Origin of the sequence: Sphingopyxis sp. JAI108 (assembly GCF_013410105.1) — a bacterium.
GTDB classification, from domain to species: Bacteria; Pseudomonadota; Alphaproteobacteria; order Sphingomonadales; family Sphingomonadaceae; genus Sphingopyxis; species Sphingopyxis chilensis.
The window spans coordinates 1,872,164-1,889,000 of record NZ_JACCCJ010000001.1 but is presented as its reverse complement, the minus strand read 5'-3'; the positions used below and the strand labels follow the sequence as shown (position 1 = coordinate 1,889,000).

Genomic DNA, 16,837 nt, shown 5'->3' with positions numbered 1-16,837 from the left:
CATGAGCGAAGCTGCGCTGATCGAGCGCATCGCCGCGCGCGGCGACGGCGTGACGGGCGACGGCCGCCATGTGGCGGGCGCCGTGCCGGGCGACCGCGTGCGCGACGACGGGATCCTCATTCCGGGACCGAACCGCGCCGAACCGGTGTGCCGCCATTTCGGCAAATGCGGCGGTTGCCAGTTGCAGCATGTCGCCGAACCGGCGCTCGCCGAGTTCGTGCGCGATCGCGTGGTCGGCGGGCTGGAGGGGCAGGACGTCCTCTATGGCGAGGTGCTTCCCGCGCTCCTTTCGCCGCCGCAGAGTCGCCGCCGCGCCGCGCTCACCGCGCTCAGGACGGGCAAACAGGTCGCGATCGGATTCAACGCGGCGCAGAGCAACCAGATCGTCGATATGCGGATGTGCCCGCTGTTGCTGCCCGAACTCTTCGCGTTGATCGAACCTGTGCGCGAACTGCTGGTCATGATTGCGCAGCCGCGACGCCCGGTGAAGGTCAAGCTGCAAGTGCTCGATCAGGGCGTCGAATTGATCCTCGATGGCGTCAAGGCCGAGGGGCTAGATGCCGCGATGGCGTTGCAGGATTTTGCCGGCAGGCACAATCTGGCGCGTTTCGCGATCGATCAGGGCGACGGGCTCGAAATCCTATGGCAGCCCGATCCGCCGACGATGCGCTTTGGCGACATATTGGTCGAGGTGCCGCCCTTTGCCTTTCTGCAACCGACCGCGACGGGGCAGGCGGCGCTCGTGGATGCGGTAACCAAAGCGATCGGTGATGCCGGCGCCGTTGCCGACCTGTTTGCGGGGGTCGGCACCTTCGCGCTGTCGGTGCAGGCGGGGCGCAAAGTCTATGCTGCCGAGGGCGCGCGCGATGCGGTCGCCGCGTTGACCGGCGCCGCAAACCGCGCCCGCGCGCTGGTCGCGACCGAGCATCGCGACCTGTTCCGGCGCCCATTGGTGCCTGCCGAGCTCAACCGTTTCGGTGCGATCATCCTCGACCCTCCCCGCGCGGGGGCGGAGGAGCAGGTGAGGCAGCTCGCTGGTTCAGCGGTGCCGGCAATCGCCTATGTCAGCTGCAATCCCGCGAGCTTCGCGCGCGATGCGAAAATACTGACCGAAAGCGGCTACCGGCTCGACTGGGTCCAGCCCGTCGGCCAGTTCCGCTGGTCGACCCATGTGGAACTGGCCGCGCGGTTTTCGCGATAGCTGTTAATGCAGCACGAAACCCATGAAGGCGTGCAGGCAAAGCGCGAATAGGGCAAGGCTTGCCAGCGCGAAGACGCCGAAGCGCCACATCACGCGATTGACCGTCACCTGGATCAGGCTGTGCACGATGCGCAGGGCGACATAGGCCCAAGCGATCTGCGCGTTCAGCCCGCCGCCCATGCCGCCGACCGCGAGCGCGATCGCGACGGCATAGAAGACCGTCGGCTGTTCCATCAGATGGTTGTAATTATGCGCCTTCCATTGCACCTCGGCGGGCAGCACATCGTCGAGCCCCTTGCCGGTGCCGCCGACCATTTTTGCGGCGTCGATTTTCGCGCGCTGCATTGCCGGGATGCGCGTCGCGTACATCCACACCCACATGACCATCGACCAGAGCGCGAGCGTCGCGACCGGTCCCAAAATAGCGTTCGTATCCATAATCTCTCCCCCTCAACCCAAAGTGGCGATCACCGCTAGCAGCGCGAGCGCCAGCAGGCACAAGGTCGACGCCGCAAAGATGGCAAAGCGCACCGGTATACGGTTCACCGTTGCCTGCCAGAAGCTGTGCACGATACGCAGCGCGACATAGGCCCAGGCGATCCATACGACATAGGCGGGATAGCCGCCGACCGCGTGCAGGATCAGAATGACGGCGTAAAAGAGCGTCGGCTGTTCGAGCAGATGCGTGTAATTGTGCGATTTCCAGTTGGTGACGGGCGGCAAGATCCCTTCAAGGTCGCCGCCGCGACCGCCGGGCGGTGCTGCCTTGAGATCGATACCCGATTTGGCAAGCGCGCCGAAGCGCGTCACCGCGACCCACACCAGCATGACGAGCGTCCACAGGATCAGCACCGCGCCCGGTGCGAGAATGTTCGGCGTCATATGCTCCCCCCTTTGTCGTACGGCGGCGATGCTAGGGGCGGCGCGCCGATATGCAATTGCCAAAATTCAGTCGCGCCGAACCGCGATCTCGGTACGGATCGCGGCTCCGTCGCCATCGACGCGCGGCGCGAAGCCAAGATCGCGCGGCGGCATCGCACCATATTTCACCGGCGGCTGCATTTCGTGGAACGCCCCCACATCGGGATGGGTACGGTGGCGGAAAAAGCCGGTTGCAGCGAAATGCGGGTCTTCCTTGATGTCCTGAAGGTCGCGCGTCGCCATCGCCGGAATATCGTTTGCGGCGAACAGTGCGAGCCATTCGGCGGTGGATTTCGCCGGTGTTTTGCGTGCGATCTCGCTGTAAATCAGCGACATATGCCGTCCTTCGGCCTTTGCCGCCTCATAGTCCGGCGTTGCGAGCAGGTCGGCGCTGCCGAGCAGCGCCATCAGCCGCGCGGTCGATTCGGGTGTGTAGGGAACGATCGCGAGATAGCCATCGCTCGTCGGAAAGGGCTGGCGCGTCGGGTCGAGTTGACGCGGATAGCCGGCGGGACCGATGGGCGGATCGAGCGTCGCGTCGCGGAAATGCTCGACGAGCATGAAGGACGCGAAGCATTCGAACATCGGCACCTCGACCTCTTGCCCTTCGCCGGTGCGGAGCTTGTGGACTAGCGCGGCAAGGATCGCCTGCGCCCCGAACTGGCCCGCGATCTTGTCGGCGATCAGCGAAGGGAAATAGCGTGGGCGCGGGTCGCCATCGACACGTGGCAGCAGGCTGGTCGTACCCGTCGCTGCCTGGATGACATCGTCATACGCCTGCAGATCGGCATAGGGGCCGTCTTGCCCGAAGCCGGTGCCATGGACATAGATGATGTCGGGCTTCAGCGCCTCGCAGGCCGCAAAGTCGAAGCCCAGCTTGGCGATCGCCTTGCCTCGGACATTGTGAAAGAAGACGTCGGCACTCGCGATCAGGTCGCGGAGTACGGCGGCGTCCTCGGGCTTCTTGAGGTCTAGCGCGATCGACCGTTTGCCGCGGTTCACGGTGAGGTGGATAGAGCCCATTGTCGGGTCGGGGACGCCGTTCCCGAGATAGCGCGAAATGTCGCCGGTGCCCGGCGTTTCGACCTTGATCACTTCGGCGCCGAGATCGGCGAGCATCTGCGTCGCATAGGGACCGAAGATAACCGTGGTAAGATCGATGATCCGGATCCCTGACAACATCGACGCGCATCCTCTCTCTCTGCTTCGCGCGCACGATAGAATGATTGCAAAGTAAAACGGAAGAGGCTTCGTCGTCAGGCTGGCTGTTCTGTCAGGCTATCCGCTTCATTGCCGGTACCGACCGCGTAGGCGGTCGATATCCGGCGATAGGATTTCGACCGGAAAGCGGCGACCGTCGCAAGCACACCGAACGCACCGGCGATCGAAAAGACGATCGCGATGCCGCGTTCCGGCCCGCGGCCGTACCAGTCGCCGATCGCGACCGCGCCCGCACCGTCGGTCATCAGCGGCACGAATATGAACTGCGTCAGCGGCGCGATCAGGAAGGCGGTGAGCGGCGACGCCGACTGCTCGACCGATTGGGCAAAGCCGAAGACGCGCCCTTGCCGTTCATAGGGAACGACCTTTTGCAGCGTCGTCTGCTCGGCCGCCTCGGCATAGGGGCCGAGGAACATCCATATAAAGCAGCCGGCCGCCAGCAGCAGGATCGACGACTGGACCGTGAAGAAGACCGCGACGATCCATGCCGCGAGGTTAACGAAAAGCAGCGTTCGTACGGGGTTCACGCCAAGGCCGGTCCGCGCGATGACCATCCCGCTGAGGATGAAGGCGCAGGAAATGACCGCCCAGAGCAATCCCCATTCCTCGACCTCCATCAGCGACAGGCCATAGGCGTCCATCAACGCCATGAAGACGCCGCCGAGGAGATTGTTGAATGTCGTGAAGAGGATGAGGGCGATCAGGCCGGGTATGCCCAGCACGACGCGAAGGGTCCTGGCGAGGTCGATGCGGCGCGGCGCGTCATGCGCTTCGCCAACACGCGGCTCGTCGATCCGGACGAACAGCAGGTGGACAATCGCGACCAGCGTGAAGCCGGTCGCGAAGGCTAGCGTCCCTGCCATGCCGCCCCACGCGACGAGGAATCCGCTGATCGCAGAGGTGGTGAGGAAGCCGATGCCGCTGACCATGCCGACGAGGCCGTTCGCCTTGTCGCGGCGATCTTCCGCCACGAGCAAAGTGACGAGCGTGGGCAGCGCGATCATGCGGATATTGCCGGCGATCACCGCCAGCATCGTGATGAGGATGAAGAGCCAGAGCGTGATGCTCCCGGTATCCGCACCGCGAATATCGGGGGCGAGCGCATAGCCCGCGAGCGCGGCGGCGTAGAGCGCCAGCGAGGCGGCGCTGGAGACGAGCATCATGTTGCGTTTGCCATGATGGTCGACAAGACTGCCGAACCAGATACCGAGCGCGGCGGTGAGGACGAGATAAATGCCTGCGATCATCCCCGTCGCGAACACCGACCGGGTTTCGAGAAAGGTCCAGAAGGTGAGCGCGAACCACACCGTGAAATTGGTGATGTTCGCGACCAGGTTGTTGGCAAGAAGATGGTGAAAGGGTTGCATAAGCGGCGCAATCTAGCGCCTTGTCCTGAAAGGAAAAGGGCCGGTCGCATCGCAGCGCCGGCCCCCCGCTTTTTGGCATTCCGTTGCGATCAGAACAGCTTGGTCACCGTCGCGCTGCGGCGTTCCTGCTCGACTTCGCCCGTATAGAGGCTGACCATCGGCTCGTCGCTGACGACATGCGTCTCGTCCGCGCCGAAGCCGTTGAACTTGGTCCGCATCGCACACCCATAAGCGCCGAGCATGCCGATCTCGATGAAGTCGCCGGCTTTGACATCAGCGGGCAGGAAGAAAGGCCCCGCCATATGGTCGAGGTCGTCGCAGGTCGGGCCGTAGAAGCTGAACGGCACCATCTCGGCCTCGCTGCGGTCTTCGCGTTGCAGCGTGACCGGGAAGCGCCAGCCGACATGCGCGGCATCGAACAGCGCGCCGTAGGCACCGTCGTTGATGTACAGTTCGTCACCGCGACGCTTTTCGACGCGCACGATGAGCGAGCTATACTCGGCTGACAGCGCGCGGCCGGGCTCGCACCACAGTTCGGCCGAATAGCTGATCGGCAGGCTTTCGAAGCTGCGGTGGATCGTCTCGAAATAGGCGTCGAGCGGCGGCGGCTCCATACCCGGATAGGAGGAGGGGAAGCCCCCTCCGACGTCGATGATGTCAACGGTGACCGACGCCGCGACGATGGCGGCGCGGACGCGTTCCATCGCCTGCGCATAGGCATGAGGCGTCATCGCCTGGCTGCCGACATGGAAGCAGATGCCGAGCGCGTCGGCCGCTTGGCGGGTCGCCATCAGCAGTTCGGCGACCTCGTCGGGCTCGGCGCCGAATTTCGCGGCTAGGCTGAGCTTCGAATGGTCGGACGAGACGCGAAGCCGGACGAGCAGGTTCAGATCCTGCGCGCCTTCGGTCGCACGGACGATCTTTTCGAGTTCGTCGAGCGTGTCGAGCGAGAAGGTGCGCACGCCATGCTTCCAATAGGCTTCGGAAATCGCTTCCTCGGCCTTGACCGGATGCATGAAGCATAGCGTCGCGTCGGGAAGCGTGCGCGCGACGAGGCGGACCTCGGCGATCGAGGCGACGTCATAATGGGTGACGCCCGAGTCCCACAGCACGCGTAGCAGGTCGGGCGATGGATTCGCCTTGACCGCATACATGGTCGTGCCGGGAAATCGCTCGATGAAGAAACGCGCTGCGCGCCGCGCGGCATGCGGGCGGACAAGCGTAACAGGTTCGACCGGCGAAAGTGCCTGAATCAGCCCGTGGGCGCTATGATGCTGGTGCAACTCAAGGGACCCCCAAAAATAACGTTAAACATCCAAGGCTGCCTTGCGGTTATTGGAAGTCCCCCTGGGGCAGCGGAGAGCGCATATATGGGCGGGGGTCCCCCCTGTAAAGACCCTTGGGCGCAATTTTGTAATAGCACGGTAACATGCACGGCGAAGCGGGTGCGACGCGCGCCGGGCCGGGCAAAGGCGAGACAAAAGCGCGCCGCGGTATTAGAAACATGTTGAAGACCTAACCCGAAAGGACTCTCCTCCCATGGTTTCTCGCGCCGAGGTCAATCACAACTTCTCCGACGCAGAACTGGACGAACTGCGGGCCTATGGCACGGTCGAGTCGCACAGGGCCGGCGATCTGCTCATCGAAGAAGGGGCGATGGCTCCCGATTGCATCGTGACCTTGTCGGGGTACACCGACATTTTCGCGTCGACCGACGAGGGCCGCAAGCGCGTCGGATGGATGGAGCGAGGGCAATTCGCCGGCGACCTGTCGGTATTGACGGGGCAGCGACATCTGTCGCGCGTCGAAATGGGCGCCGACGGCGAGATACTGCGCATCGCGCACCCCGATTTCCAGCGGTTGATCGCGGGCAATTCGCATTATTCGGACATCTTCGTGCGCGTGCTGTCGGCGCGGCGCGAGTTCAGCAAGCATCGCGGCTTTGCGGTCACGATCATTATCGGCGCGGCGATGGACCGCAGCGTCTATGCGATGCGCGACCTGCTCATGAAGCATGGCGTCGCGCACCGCTGGTTCGACCCCGCCGACGGGCCGGTCGCAGGGCATCTTCTGGCCGAGCGCGGGCTGGCCGAGGATCAACTGCCCGTGGCGATCCTTGGTGCCGCCGATGTGCTGATCCAGCCGACTCCCGAACAACTCGCGGCCGGGCTCGGGCTCGACCTGCTTCCCGACGGCGCGACCGCCGACGTCATCGTCGTCGGCAGCGGTCCCGGTGGGCTGGCGGCGGCAGTGTACGCCGCGTCCGAAGGGCTGACGGTGATCGCGCTCGATGCGCTGGCGCCGGGCGGACAGGCGGGGACGTCGTCGAAGATCGAAAATTACCTAGGCTTCCCGACCGGCATTTCGGGCAACGAACTCGCGCGCCGCGCGACGGTGCAGGCGCAGAAATTCGGCGCGCGGCTGGTGGCGCCGGTCCGCGCGGCGTCGATCAACCGCGACGAGGACGCCTATTGCCTGCATCTGGCGGATGGTCGCAAGCTGCGCAGCCGCGCGGTCGTCGTCGCAAGCGGCGCTAAATATCAGAGCCTGCCGATCGACGGCATTGAGGTCTATGAAGGACGTGGCATCTATTATGGCGCGACGCCGATGGAGGCACAGCTGTGCAGCGATGCCGAGGTTACGATCGTCGGGGCAGGCAATTCGGCGGGGCAGGGGGCGATCTATCTCGCCAGCGTGGCGAAGAAGGTCTACGTCATCTTCCGCCGGTCGAGCCTGCGTGAGACGATGTCCGAATATCTGGTCAAGCGGCTCGAAGAGCATCCGAATATCGAGATCATAGCATCGACCGACGTCGTTGCGCTCCACGGCGAGGATCGGCTCGCCGGTCTAACCTATCGCTGCCGCGAGACCGGCGAGGAGGGGCATTGCGATTGCGGCTTCCTGTTCTTGTTCCTCGGCGCGAACCCGAACACGACCTGGCTTCCCAAGGAAATGGTGTGCGACGAGCGCGGCTTCGTGAAGACCGGCACCGACATCGCACCTATCGAATTGGTCAAGGCGGGCTGGGCACTCGACCGCATGCCGACGCGCTATGAAACGAGCTGGCCGCGCATCTATGCCGTGGGCGATGTCCGCAAGGGGTCGGTGAAGCGCGTTGCTTCATCGGTGGGTGAGGGGTCGGTGGTGGTCAGCGACATCCATCAGGCTTTGGCGGAGGTTGGCGCTCCCGCCGAATAACGTCATCCAGGTGAAAATGGGTTTGGATTACCCCAGCCGCGTCTTGAAATCCTCGTAACCGAATTCGCGGACCAGCTTCAGCGCGTCGCTCTCGCTATCCCACAGCCAGATCGAGGGCAACGGCACGCCGTTGAAGGTGTTGGTTTTGACCATCGAATAATGCGCCTGGTCGAGGAAGGCGAAGCGCTGGCCGATGCGCGCACCGCCGGGCAGGCGATAGTCCCCGATGATGTCGCCCGCGAGGCACGAGGGGCCGCCGAGCCGCGTGGGCATGCCTTCACTTCCTTCATCGAGCATTGCGGGGCGATAGGGTGCCTCGATCACATCAGGCATGTGGCAGGTCGCCGAAACGTCGGTGATGCCGATCGGCATGCCATTGTCGAACAGGTCGAGCACCTCCCCGACCAGGATGCCGGCGTCGAGCGCGATCGCTTCGCCGGGCTCGATCATGACGTCGCAATCCGTCGCGGCGCGCACCTGCTTCAGGAAAGCGATCAGGTCGTCGACCTGATAATCCGCGCGCGTGACATGGTGGCCGCCGCCGAAATTGATCCATTTGAGCTGGCCGAAGAAGGGGCGCAGCATCGGCTGCACCGCGTTCCAGGTGCGCTGGAGCGGCGGGAAGTCCTGTTCGCACAGGCTGTGCATATGGACGCCGTCGACGCCCTCCATATGTTCGGGGAGCAGCTGGCTGATCGGAAAGCCGAGGCGGCTGCACGGCGCGGCAGGATCGTATTTCGCGACCTCGCCTTCGCTGTGCATGGGGTTGATGCGCAGGCCGATGTCGAACGTCGCACCCTGCGTACGAAGCTGGTCGAGCAGCGGACGGAATCGCGCGATCTGGCCGGGCGAGTTGAAGATGAGATGGTCGGACAGCGCCGCGATCTCGGGCAGGTCGGCTTCCTTGTAGCCGGCGCAATAGGTGGCGACTTCGCCGCCATATTCGCCGCGGCCGAGCCTCGCTTCGTAAAGGCCGGAGGCGCATACGCCGTCGAGATATTCGGCGACGGTCGGCCCGAGCGACCACATGGAAAAGGCCTTGAGCGCCGCAAGCACGCGCGCGCCCGACGCGTCGCCGATATGGCGCAGCAGCGCCAGGTTCGCACGCACCTTCGCGGCATCGACGACGAATGCGGGGGAGGGGACGCGGGTCAGGTCGAAGCGGGCAAAGGCTCCGGGGTCGCCGGCACGGGTTTCCATGTCGCTTGGGATTCCTGAATTAAGTCAGACCGCAATCGGTCCCTTGAAGATGAAGAACGCCCCCGCCGCGATCAGACCGAAGCCGACGAGATGGTTCACCGTCAGCTTCTCACCGAGCCAGAAGACCGCGAACCCGGCGAATATGATCAGGGTGATCACTTCTTGCAAGGTCTTGAGTTCGGCGGCGCTGTAGACGCCATAGCCGATGCGGTTCGCGGGGATGACGAGGCAATATTCGAAAAAGGCGATTCCCCACGCGATCAGCACCGCGAGCCAGACCGGACGCGACACCGCGCCGAGCTGGCCGTACCAGGCGAAGGTCATGAAGATGTTCGAGACGAACAGCAGCCCGATCGGCGCGAGATAGGCGGTCATTTGGTCTCTTTCGTCAGCGGCAGCACGTCGCGAAGCAGCGCGGCAAAGAAATGCCCCGGCTCCTCGACCATCGGCATATGCGCCGAATGTTCGAGCCAGACGAGCTTCTTTGAGGGTGCTTCAACCTGTCCGAACCACTGGGCCGCCACCGGCGAAGGTACAGTATAGTCGTGCCGTCCGAGCAGGAAGACGATCGGAACGTCCATCTTGCGCACCGACTGGAAGCTGACGTCGGCGAGCCGCGGCCAGAGCGTCGTCACCGAAAATGCGCTGCCCTTGCCCCACGCCTGCACATCGGCCGCGGTATATTCTGGCGACAGGCGCGGGGTCTGGAAATAATATTTGAGGTCGGGCTTGTTGTAGATCAGCGAGCCATAGGGAATGGCATATTTGCGCCAGCCATCGGCTTTGGCGATGGTGAACTCGCCCTGCGGATAGGGTGCGAGCGCGTCGATCGCGGCGACGGCTTCGGCGTTGCCTGCCGCCAGCGCTTTCGCTCGCGTCCACGCCATGCCGGCCTTCTCGCCCTCGCGGAAATCTATGCCCTGACCGACGCCGACATAGGCGTAGAGCAGATCGGGGCGCTCGGCCGCGACCGACAGGCCGACGATCGAACCCCAGCTGTGCCCCATCAGCACGACCTTGCGCTTGCCGTAGCGCTTTTTGAGCAACTCGATCAGTTCAATGGCGTCGTCGCGGTAGCGCTCGACGGTCATCGTCGGCGCGAGCGTGGCGGGATCGTTCAGCGGGTACGATCGCCCGGCGCCGCGCTGGTCATATTGCACAACGGTGAAGACGTCCTCCCACGGGCGCTGGAACGCCCAGGCGAAGGGCATCTCCACAGCGCCGGGACCGCCGTGGACGAAGATCAGGATGGGGTTGTCTTGGTCCGCGCCCCGGACGTTCACGATCTGCCGTGCGCCGCCGAGCGTTGCCTCGAAGGTTTCCTGAACGCCGTTCGGCGTGACGATCTTGCCGATGTCGGCGACGATCGCGCGTGCCGGGGCGTAGGAGTCTTCGGTTTGCGCGAGCGCGGGCGTGGCAAGGGAGAGAAGCACCAGAATGGCGAGGTAAAATCTCATGGCACGTCCTTGCGCTTGCCAGCCAATAAAAACCGCTCGCCCTGAGCTTGTCGAAGGGCCGCTTTTCCCAGGTTAAAGGGAAAAACGGTGCTTCGACAAGCTCAGCACGAACGGCATAGAGGGTGGCGTCAGATCTAGAAGTCGAGCGGCGCGTCCAATTCCTTCACCTGCCACGGCAGGCCATGCTTGTTGAGCATGGCCATGAAGGGATCGGGATCCATCTGTTCCATGTTGAACACGCCGTCGCCCGACCAGGTCCCGGTGACCATCATCGCCGCCCCGATCATCGCGGGAACGCCCGTGGTGTAGCTGACCGCCTGATTGCCGGTTTCGGCGAACGCGTCCTCATGGTCACAGATATTGTAGAGATAGAGCGTCTTTTCCTTGCCGTCCTTGTCGAGGCCGGTCGCGATGACGCCGATATTGGTCTTGCCCTTCGTCGTCTCGCCAAGGCTCGACGGTTCGGGCAGCACGGCCTTGAGGAACTGCAGCGGAATGATCTCGCGGCCTTCATAGATCACCGGGTCGATGCGCGTCATGCCGACATTCTGGAGCACGGTGAGGTGCTGGATATAGGCGTCGCCGAAGGTCATCCAGAAACGGATGCGCTTGATTTCGGGCAGGTGCGTTTTCAGGCTTTCGATTTCCTCATGATACATGAGGTACATATTTTTCGGCCCGACGGCTTCGAAATCGAACGGTTGCTTCACCGACATCGGCGGGGTTTCGACCCACTCGCCGTTTTCCCAGTGGCGGGCGACCGCGGTGACTTCCCGGATGTTGATTTCGGGATTGAAGTTGGTCGCGAAATGCTGGCCATGATCGCCGCCGTTGCAGTCGAGGATGTCGAGCGTGTCGATCCGGTCGAAATGGTGCTTGCGCAGCCAGGTGGTGAAGACGCTCGTCACGCCGGGATCGAAGCCCGAGCCGAGCAGCGCCATCAGCCCGGCTTCCTTGAAGCGGTCGTGATAGGCCCATTGCCAATGATATTCGAACTTCGCCTCATCGCGCGGTTCATAGTTGGCGGTGTCGAGATAATGCGCGCCGGTCGACAGGCACGCCTCCATGATCGTCAGGTCCTGATAGGGGAGCGCGAGGTTCACGACATGCGTCGCGCCGATCGAGCGAATGAGCGCCGCGGTCGCGTCGATATGGTCGGCGTCGACCTCGGCGGTCTGGATCGTCACGCCCGTGCGCTCCTTCACCGATTCGGCGATCGCGTCGCACTTGAACTTGCGGCGACTGGCCAGCGTGATGTCGGGGAAGATGTCGGGGTTCATCGCCATCTTGTGCACCGCGACCGATCCGACGCCGCCTGCGCCGATCACCAGAACCTTGCTCATGAAAAATCTCCTGCCCGCTATGCTGCGGCTTGTGTTGTATGCCGCGCCCTATAGGACGAAGCCATGACACAGCAAAGCCCCGATACCCTGATCGACCCGACCCGCGCGCCCACGCTCGCGGGAGTCGAACGCGCCGCGGCGAAAGTCGCTGCATTGCTGCCGCAAACGCCGCTGCTCCCGCTTGAAATCGACGGCAAAATGATCTGGTGCAAGGCCGAGTGCCTGCAACCCGTCGGCGCGTTCAAGATCCGCGGCGCGTGGCACCGGCTGACCGATCTGACGCCCGAACAGGCGGCGGCAGGCGTTGTCGGCGTGTCGAGCGGCAATCATGCGCAAGGCGTCGCCTGGGCGGCGAAGCGGCTGGGGATCAAAGCGACGATCGTGATGCCGAGCAACGCTCCCGCGATGAAGCTGGCGGCGACGCGCAAGCTCGGCGCCGAGGTCGTGCTTTACGATCGCGTCACCGAATCGCGCGATGCCGTCGCGGCGAAGCTGCTCGAACAGCACGGCGGGACGCTCGTCCATGCCTATGGCGATCCTTGGATCATCGAGGGGCAGGGGAGCGCCGGGATCGAGGCGACGGCGCAAATGAAGCTGCGCGGGTTGGGCGGACCCGACAAGGTTATCGCCTGCTGCGGTGGCGGCGGCCTGTCCGCAGGCCTCGCGCTCGCCTGCCCCGATGCCGAAATCATCGCCGTCGAGCCCGAGGGTTGGGACGATGTGACGCGCAGCCTGGCTGCTGGCAGGATCCTGTCGGTCGAGGACATGGCCTATCCCACCGAATGCGATGCGTTGCAGACCCCCGAGACATGGCCGATCAACTTCGCGGTGCTTCAGGCGCGCGGGGTAAAGGGCATAGCGGTGACGCGCGGCGAAGTGCGCGACGCGATGCGGCTGGTATTCGAAAAACTGCACCTGGTGGTCGAGCCCGGCGGCGCCGCGGCGCTCGCGGCGGTGCTCGCGGGAAAGGTCGCGGTGACCGATGCGACGCTCGTCACCCTGTCGGGCGGCAATGTCGATCCGCTGAAGTTCGCCGAGATCATCACCGAATAGGAAACTTATCGGGACCGAAGCGTTTGGAATGGGAAGGAGACGCGTGATGCACAAGAGCATGATATTGGCGAGCACCGCCGCATTGGTGCTGCTGGCCGGTTGCGAAAAGGCCGAGGCTCCGGCGCCCGCCGAGCCGACGACCACCGAAGAGGTGCCGGTCGAGACGATGCCGAGCGAGACCGCCGGCACCGGCAACGCCGCCACCGCGCCCCACCGCTTCGCGAGCTGGGCCGGCAAATGGACCGGGGTGGAGGGCATGTACGTCACCATCGCGACCGCAGCGCCCGAGAAATATAAGCTCGAGATGCAGTCGGACCTCGATACCAAGGGCACGTATGAAGGCTGGGACAGCGAGCATGGCATCAAGTTCAAGCGCGGCGACGAAGAGCTGTCGCTGCGCCGGGGTAACGGCGGCGATACCGGCCTCAAATATCTCGCGGGCAAGAAGGAATGCCTGATCGTCAAGGAAGGCGAAGGCTACTGCCGCGATTGATCTGAACCGCCCGTCATTGCCGCCGTGGCGGGAATGACGGGAGTTTTTTGCTCCTGTCGCCGATTTGTCACCGAACCGTCGCGGGAATGGCACCTCTCCCTGCCATGCGCGGCCCCGGATCCCTCAGTTCCGGAGTCGCATTACATGGCCAGCCAGCCCAATCGCAAGATCGCCGCCGCCGTCGTGCGAGAGGATGCCGAGCAGAAGCAGCGCCTGCTCGACCGCGCCTTTGCGCTCGCGTTCAAGGGCCTTGTTTATGCCCAGATATGGGAAGATCCGGTGGTCGATATGGAGGCGCTTGCGATCGAGCCGGGCAACCGGATCGCAACGATTGCGAGCGGTGGTTGCAATGTCTTTTCCTATCTCACCGCCGATCCTGCCGAGATCGTCGCGGTCGATCTCAACACCGCGCATGTCGCGCTGAATAATTTGAAGCGCGTCGCCATTCAGCGGCTCCCTGACTATCTCAGCTTCCGCCGCTTTTTTGCCGACGCCGACAGCAGCGCAAACGTCGCCGACTATCGCGCGTTCGTCCGGCCCTATCTGGACGAGACCAGCCGCCGCTATTGGGAGGGCCGCGACCTCGCGGGGCGCCGCCGTATCAACGGCTTCGCGCATGGGCTCTACAAGCGCGGGCTGCTCGGAAATTTCATCGGCCTCGCGCATCTGGTGGCGCGGATGCACCGCATCGACCCGAGACAGTTTCTGCAGGCGAAGACGGTCGCGGAACAGCGTGCGATCTTCGAAGCCAAATTCGCGCCCTTTTTCGACAGGAAGTTCATCCGCTGGGTCACCGATCAGCGGTCGTCGCTCTTCGGGCTCGGTATCCCGCCCGCGCAATATGACGCGCTCGCCGGCGGCAGGCCGATGGCGGACGTCCTGCGCGCGCGGCTCGAAAAGCTCGCGTGCGACTTCCCGCTCGACGAGAATTATTTCGCCTGGCAGGCGTTCGGGCGCGGATATGGGAAGGGCGTCACGATGCCGCTGCCGCCCTATCTGCAGGCGGCGAATTATGCCGCGGTGAAGGCGCGCGCCGAACGCGTGACGATGCTGCACGCGAACATGACCGACATGCTTGCCGCCGCCGATGCGGCCAGTTTCGATCGCTATGTCTTTCTCGACGCGCAGGACTGGATGAGCGACGCGCAGCTTGCCGCGCTGTGGACCGAGGTGACGCGCACCGCGCGGCCCGGCGCGCGCGTCCTTTTCCGTACCGCCGCCGAGCCGAGCCTGCTGCCGGGACGGCTTCCCGAGGATTTGCTCAGCCGCTGGGTTTATCGCGAGCAAGCGTCGCGCGACTATACGCGTCGCGATCGGTCGGCGATTTATGGCGGGGTCCATCTTTATGTCCTGAAGGATTGAGGCATGCGCCGGGGGGAGGGGCATGCGGCGCTGATGGACGGCGTCTATCGGGGACAGCGTCATATCTATGATCTGACCCGCAAATATTATCTGCTCGGCCGCGACCGGTTGATCGACGAGTTGACACCGCCGGTGGGCGGGCGGGTGCTGGAAATCGGCTGTGGAACCGGGCGCAACCTGATCGCGGCTGCCCGTTGCTGGCCGGGCGCGCGCTTCCACGGCATCGATATTTCGGAGGAGATGCTGAAAACCGCGCGCGCCTCGATCGCGCGCGCCGGCCTTGCCAAAAGGATCAGCGTGGCAAGGGGTGATGCAACGGATTTCGATCCCAACACGCTGTTCGGGATCGACGGGTTCGACCGGATATTCCAAAGCTATACACTGTCGATGATTCCCGACTGGCAGGGCGCGATGCGCGAAGCGATGCGCCACTTGTCCGCCCATGGCTCGCTTCACATCGTCGATTTCGGCCAGCAGGAGCAGTTGCCCGGCTGGTGGCGCGCCGCGCTGCTCGGCTGGCTCGCCCGCTTTCATGTCGAACCGCGCGCGATGCTGATCGAAGGCGCACGCGAAATCGCGAATGATATCGGGGGGCGAATGTCGGTGACGCGCCTCTATCGCGGCTATGCTTGGTCGCTCAGGATCGACCGACGACCGCGCTAGACAGCATTTTCCATGACTGGATGGTCAGGACGCCGGACGCGTCGCGCTGAACGAAAAGTCGACGTCGACCCCGGCGGCGATCGCGTCGGTTGCCGCCCATTCGCCCTGGCCGACGCCGAATGCCGTGCGGTCGATCCGCGCGGTCCCGGCGACACGCGCCCGGTCGCCGTCGATGCGCAGCGTAAAGCGAACCGTCGCGGGCTTGCTGATGCCGCGCAGGTCGAGCGTGCCGCGCGCTTCATAGCGGTCGCCGCCGCGGTGGCGGATGTCGCGCGCCGTGAAGACAGCATTTGGGTGGGCCGAAATGTTGAAGAAGTCGCTGCCTTTCAGCGAATCGTCGCGCTGCCCGTCGCCGGTATCGGCCGAGGCAAGGTCGACGGTGACGCGAATGGTCGATTTGGCGAGCTGGTCGGGGCTGAAGCGGATGGCGGCGCGCCAGCGACCGAAGGCGCCGTCCACCGCTTCGCCGTTCCAGTGCGCGGTGAAGCCGAGCCGGCCACCGGACGCGACCGTCCAGTCGGCGAGCGGCTGGCCGGTGTCTTCGGGTTCGGCCTTTTCGCTTTCGTTGGTTTCGGTCGCTATCGCTTGTGCTTCGGGCCGAGGTGAGGCCGCAGGTGCCCTCGGAGCCGGCGCTGCGGGCGCCGCGGTTTCGGCTTTCACCACCCGACGATCCTTGCTGGGGTAGATCATATTGCCGCCCGCAAAGACCGCGGCGACGAGCGCCAGCGCGCCGATCGCGGCTCCAGCAGCTTTCCCGCGCGCGAAAGGGATCATTCGCTGGAGTTCGGGCTTGCCGAGCAACCATTGGTGACGAAGCGCGCCCGCGATATGGAGCAGGAACAGGCCGATCGCGAGCCACGCCATCGCGCCGTGGATCGATTCGGCTGGTTCGTGCCAGCTCCGGCCAACGGGCAGGTGCGGCCAGGGGATGATGCCATAAAGCAGCGTCGGCACCTGAACGCGCGCGGTAGAAACGAGCAGCCATCCCGTGATCGGACCGAGGATCATCACGAGGTAGAAAAGCCAGTGTACCGTACTGGCGAGCGCGCGCGTCCATGCCGGGCCGTCGGAGGCGGGCGGACGCGATGTGAACAGGCGCGCGGCCAAGCGCGCAAAGCTGAGCAGCAGGATGGTGATGCCGACCGATTTGTGGAGCTGGTAGCGCGCAAACAATTCGGGGCTGTTGTTCCCTTCGAGCGCCCAGCCGAGCGCGATCTGGAACGCCAGCAACAGCGCAATGAGCCAGTGAAGCGTGATCGCGGTATAGCTATAACGCTGTGTTGGCATGACAATCTTTCGCGGTCGGGGAGGGGATTCGGGGGAACCCTATCGAGTCACGCGGATATTGTCGAAGGGTG

The 16,837-nt window shown here is 64.2% G+C and carries 16 protein-coding genes; 6 read left to right on the top strand and 10 right to left on the bottom strand.

Going from position 1 to position 16,837, the window contains the following annotated elements; translation table 11 throughout:
* The first annotated feature begins 1 nt into the window (after window position 1).
* Window positions 2-1,201 carry a class I SAM-dependent RNA methyltransferase gene (locus tag HDC29_RS09150; RefSeq protein ID WP_179496406.1) on the top strand — a complete coding sequence of 400 codons (1,200 nt, stop codon included), beginning with the start codon at window positions 2-4 and terminating at the stop codon, window positions 1,199-1,201.
* A 3-nt stretch (window positions 1,202-1,204) separates the two neighbouring features.
* Here the strand turns inward: HDC29_RS09150 and HDC29_RS09145 are convergent, their stop codons facing one another.
* The 5 genes from HDC29_RS09145 to HDC29_RS09125 all read right to left on the bottom strand — a co-directional run bounded on the left by HDC29_RS09145 (window position 1,205) and on the right by HDC29_RS09125 (window position 5,993).
* A complete protein-coding gene (locus HDC29_RS09145; RefSeq protein WP_179496404.1) occupies window positions 1,205-1,639 on the bottom strand; it encodes an MAPEG family protein in 435 nt (144 codons plus the stop codon).
* Between the two features lie 12 nt (window positions 1,640-1,651).
* The gene (locus tag HDC29_RS09140; RefSeq protein ID WP_179496402.1) at window positions 1,652-2,083 is read right to left on the bottom strand and encodes an MAPEG family protein; all 432 of its coding nucleotides are present in this window, start codon (window positions 2,081-2,083) and stop codon (window positions 1,652-1,654) included.
* Window positions 2,084-2,149: 66 nt separating this feature from the next.
* On the bottom strand, window positions 2,150-3,304 hold the full coding sequence (locus HDC29_RS09135) for a CaiB/BaiF CoA-transferase family protein (protein WP_179496400.1): 1,155 nt from the start codon (window positions 3,302-3,304) through the stop codon (window positions 2,150-2,152).
* Window positions 3,305-3,378: 74 nt separating this feature from the next.
* Window positions 3,379-4,710: an MFS transporter gene (locus HDC29_RS09130; RefSeq protein ID WP_179496398.1), complete on the bottom strand. Its 1,332-nt coding sequence runs from the start codon at window positions 4,708-4,710 to the stop codon at window positions 3,379-3,381.
* An 89-nt stretch (window positions 4,711-4,799) separates the two neighbouring features.
* Window positions 4,800-5,993 carry a type III PLP-dependent enzyme gene (locus tag HDC29_RS09125; protein WP_179496396.1) on the bottom strand — a complete coding sequence of 398 codons (1,194 nt, stop codon included), beginning with the start codon at window positions 5,991-5,993 and terminating at the stop codon, window positions 4,800-4,802.
* Window positions 5,994-6,249: 256 nt separating this feature from the next.
* Here HDC29_RS09125 and HDC29_RS09120 point away from each other — a divergent pair, with 256 nt between their 5' ends.
* Window positions 6,250-7,908, top strand: coding sequence for an FAD-dependent oxidoreductase (locus HDC29_RS09120; RefSeq protein WP_179496394.1), 1,659 nt, complete (start codon window positions 6,250-6,252; stop codon window positions 7,906-7,908).
* A 27-nt stretch (window positions 7,909-7,935) separates the two neighbouring features.
* Here the strand turns inward: HDC29_RS09120 and HDC29_RS09115 are convergent, their stop codons facing one another.
* From HDC29_RS09115 to HDC29_RS09100, 4 genes are all read right to left on the bottom strand, one after another.
* A complete protein-coding gene (locus HDC29_RS09115) occupies window positions 7,936-9,108 on the bottom strand; it encodes a carboxynorspermidine decarboxylase (protein WP_179496392.1) in 1,173 nt (390 codons plus the stop codon).
* Window positions 9,109-9,132: 24 nt separating this feature from the next.
* Entirely contained in the window at window positions 9,133-9,483 is a 351-nt protein-coding gene (locus tag HDC29_RS09110) for a DMT family protein (RefSeq protein ID WP_179496390.1), read from the bottom strand.
* A complete protein-coding gene (locus HDC29_RS09105) occupies window positions 9,480-10,565 on the bottom strand; it encodes an alpha/beta fold hydrolase (protein ID WP_179496388.1) in 1,086 nt (361 codons plus the stop codon). The genes HDC29_RS09110 and HDC29_RS09105 overlap by 4 nt, the downstream gene beginning before the upstream one ends.
* 134 nt (window positions 10,566-10,699) lie before the next feature.
* The gene (locus HDC29_RS09100) at window positions 10,700-11,908 is read right to left on the bottom strand and encodes a saccharopine dehydrogenase family protein (protein WP_179496385.1); all 1,209 of its coding nucleotides are present in this window, start codon (window positions 11,906-11,908) and stop codon (window positions 10,700-10,702) included.
* Window positions 11,909-11,971: 63 nt separating this feature from the next.
* Between HDC29_RS09100 and HDC29_RS09095 the strand changes: the two genes are divergently transcribed.
* The 4 genes from HDC29_RS09095 to HDC29_RS09080 all read left to right on the top strand — a co-directional run bounded on the left by HDC29_RS09095 (window position 11,972) and on the right by HDC29_RS09080 (window position 15,479).
* A complete protein-coding gene (locus HDC29_RS09095; RefSeq protein WP_179496383.1) occupies window positions 11,972-12,961 on the top strand; it encodes a threonine/serine dehydratase in 990 nt (329 codons plus the stop codon).
* 46 nt (window positions 12,962-13,007) lie between these two features.
* Window positions 13,008-13,454 carry a hypothetical protein gene (locus HDC29_RS09090; RefSeq protein WP_179496381.1) on the top strand — a complete coding sequence of 149 codons (447 nt, stop codon included), beginning with the start codon at window positions 13,008-13,010 and terminating at the stop codon, window positions 13,452-13,454.
* Window positions 13,455-13,598: 144 nt separating this feature from the next.
* Entirely contained in the window at window positions 13,599-14,816 is a 1,218-nt protein-coding gene (locus tag HDC29_RS09085) for a DUF3419 family protein (RefSeq protein WP_179496379.1), read from the top strand.
* Between the two features lie 3 nt (window positions 14,817-14,819).
* On the top strand, window positions 14,820-15,479 hold the full coding sequence (locus HDC29_RS09080; protein ID WP_179496377.1) for a class I SAM-dependent methyltransferase: 660 nt from the start codon (window positions 14,820-14,822) through the stop codon (window positions 15,477-15,479).
* A gap of 24 nt (window positions 15,480-15,503) precedes the next feature.
* Here the strand turns inward: HDC29_RS09080 and HDC29_RS09075 are convergent, their stop codons facing one another.
* Entirely contained in the window at window positions 15,504-16,766 is a 1,263-nt protein-coding gene (locus HDC29_RS09075; RefSeq protein WP_179496375.1) for a YceI family protein, read from the bottom strand.
* Between the last annotated feature and the right edge of the window lie 71 nt (window positions 16,767-16,837).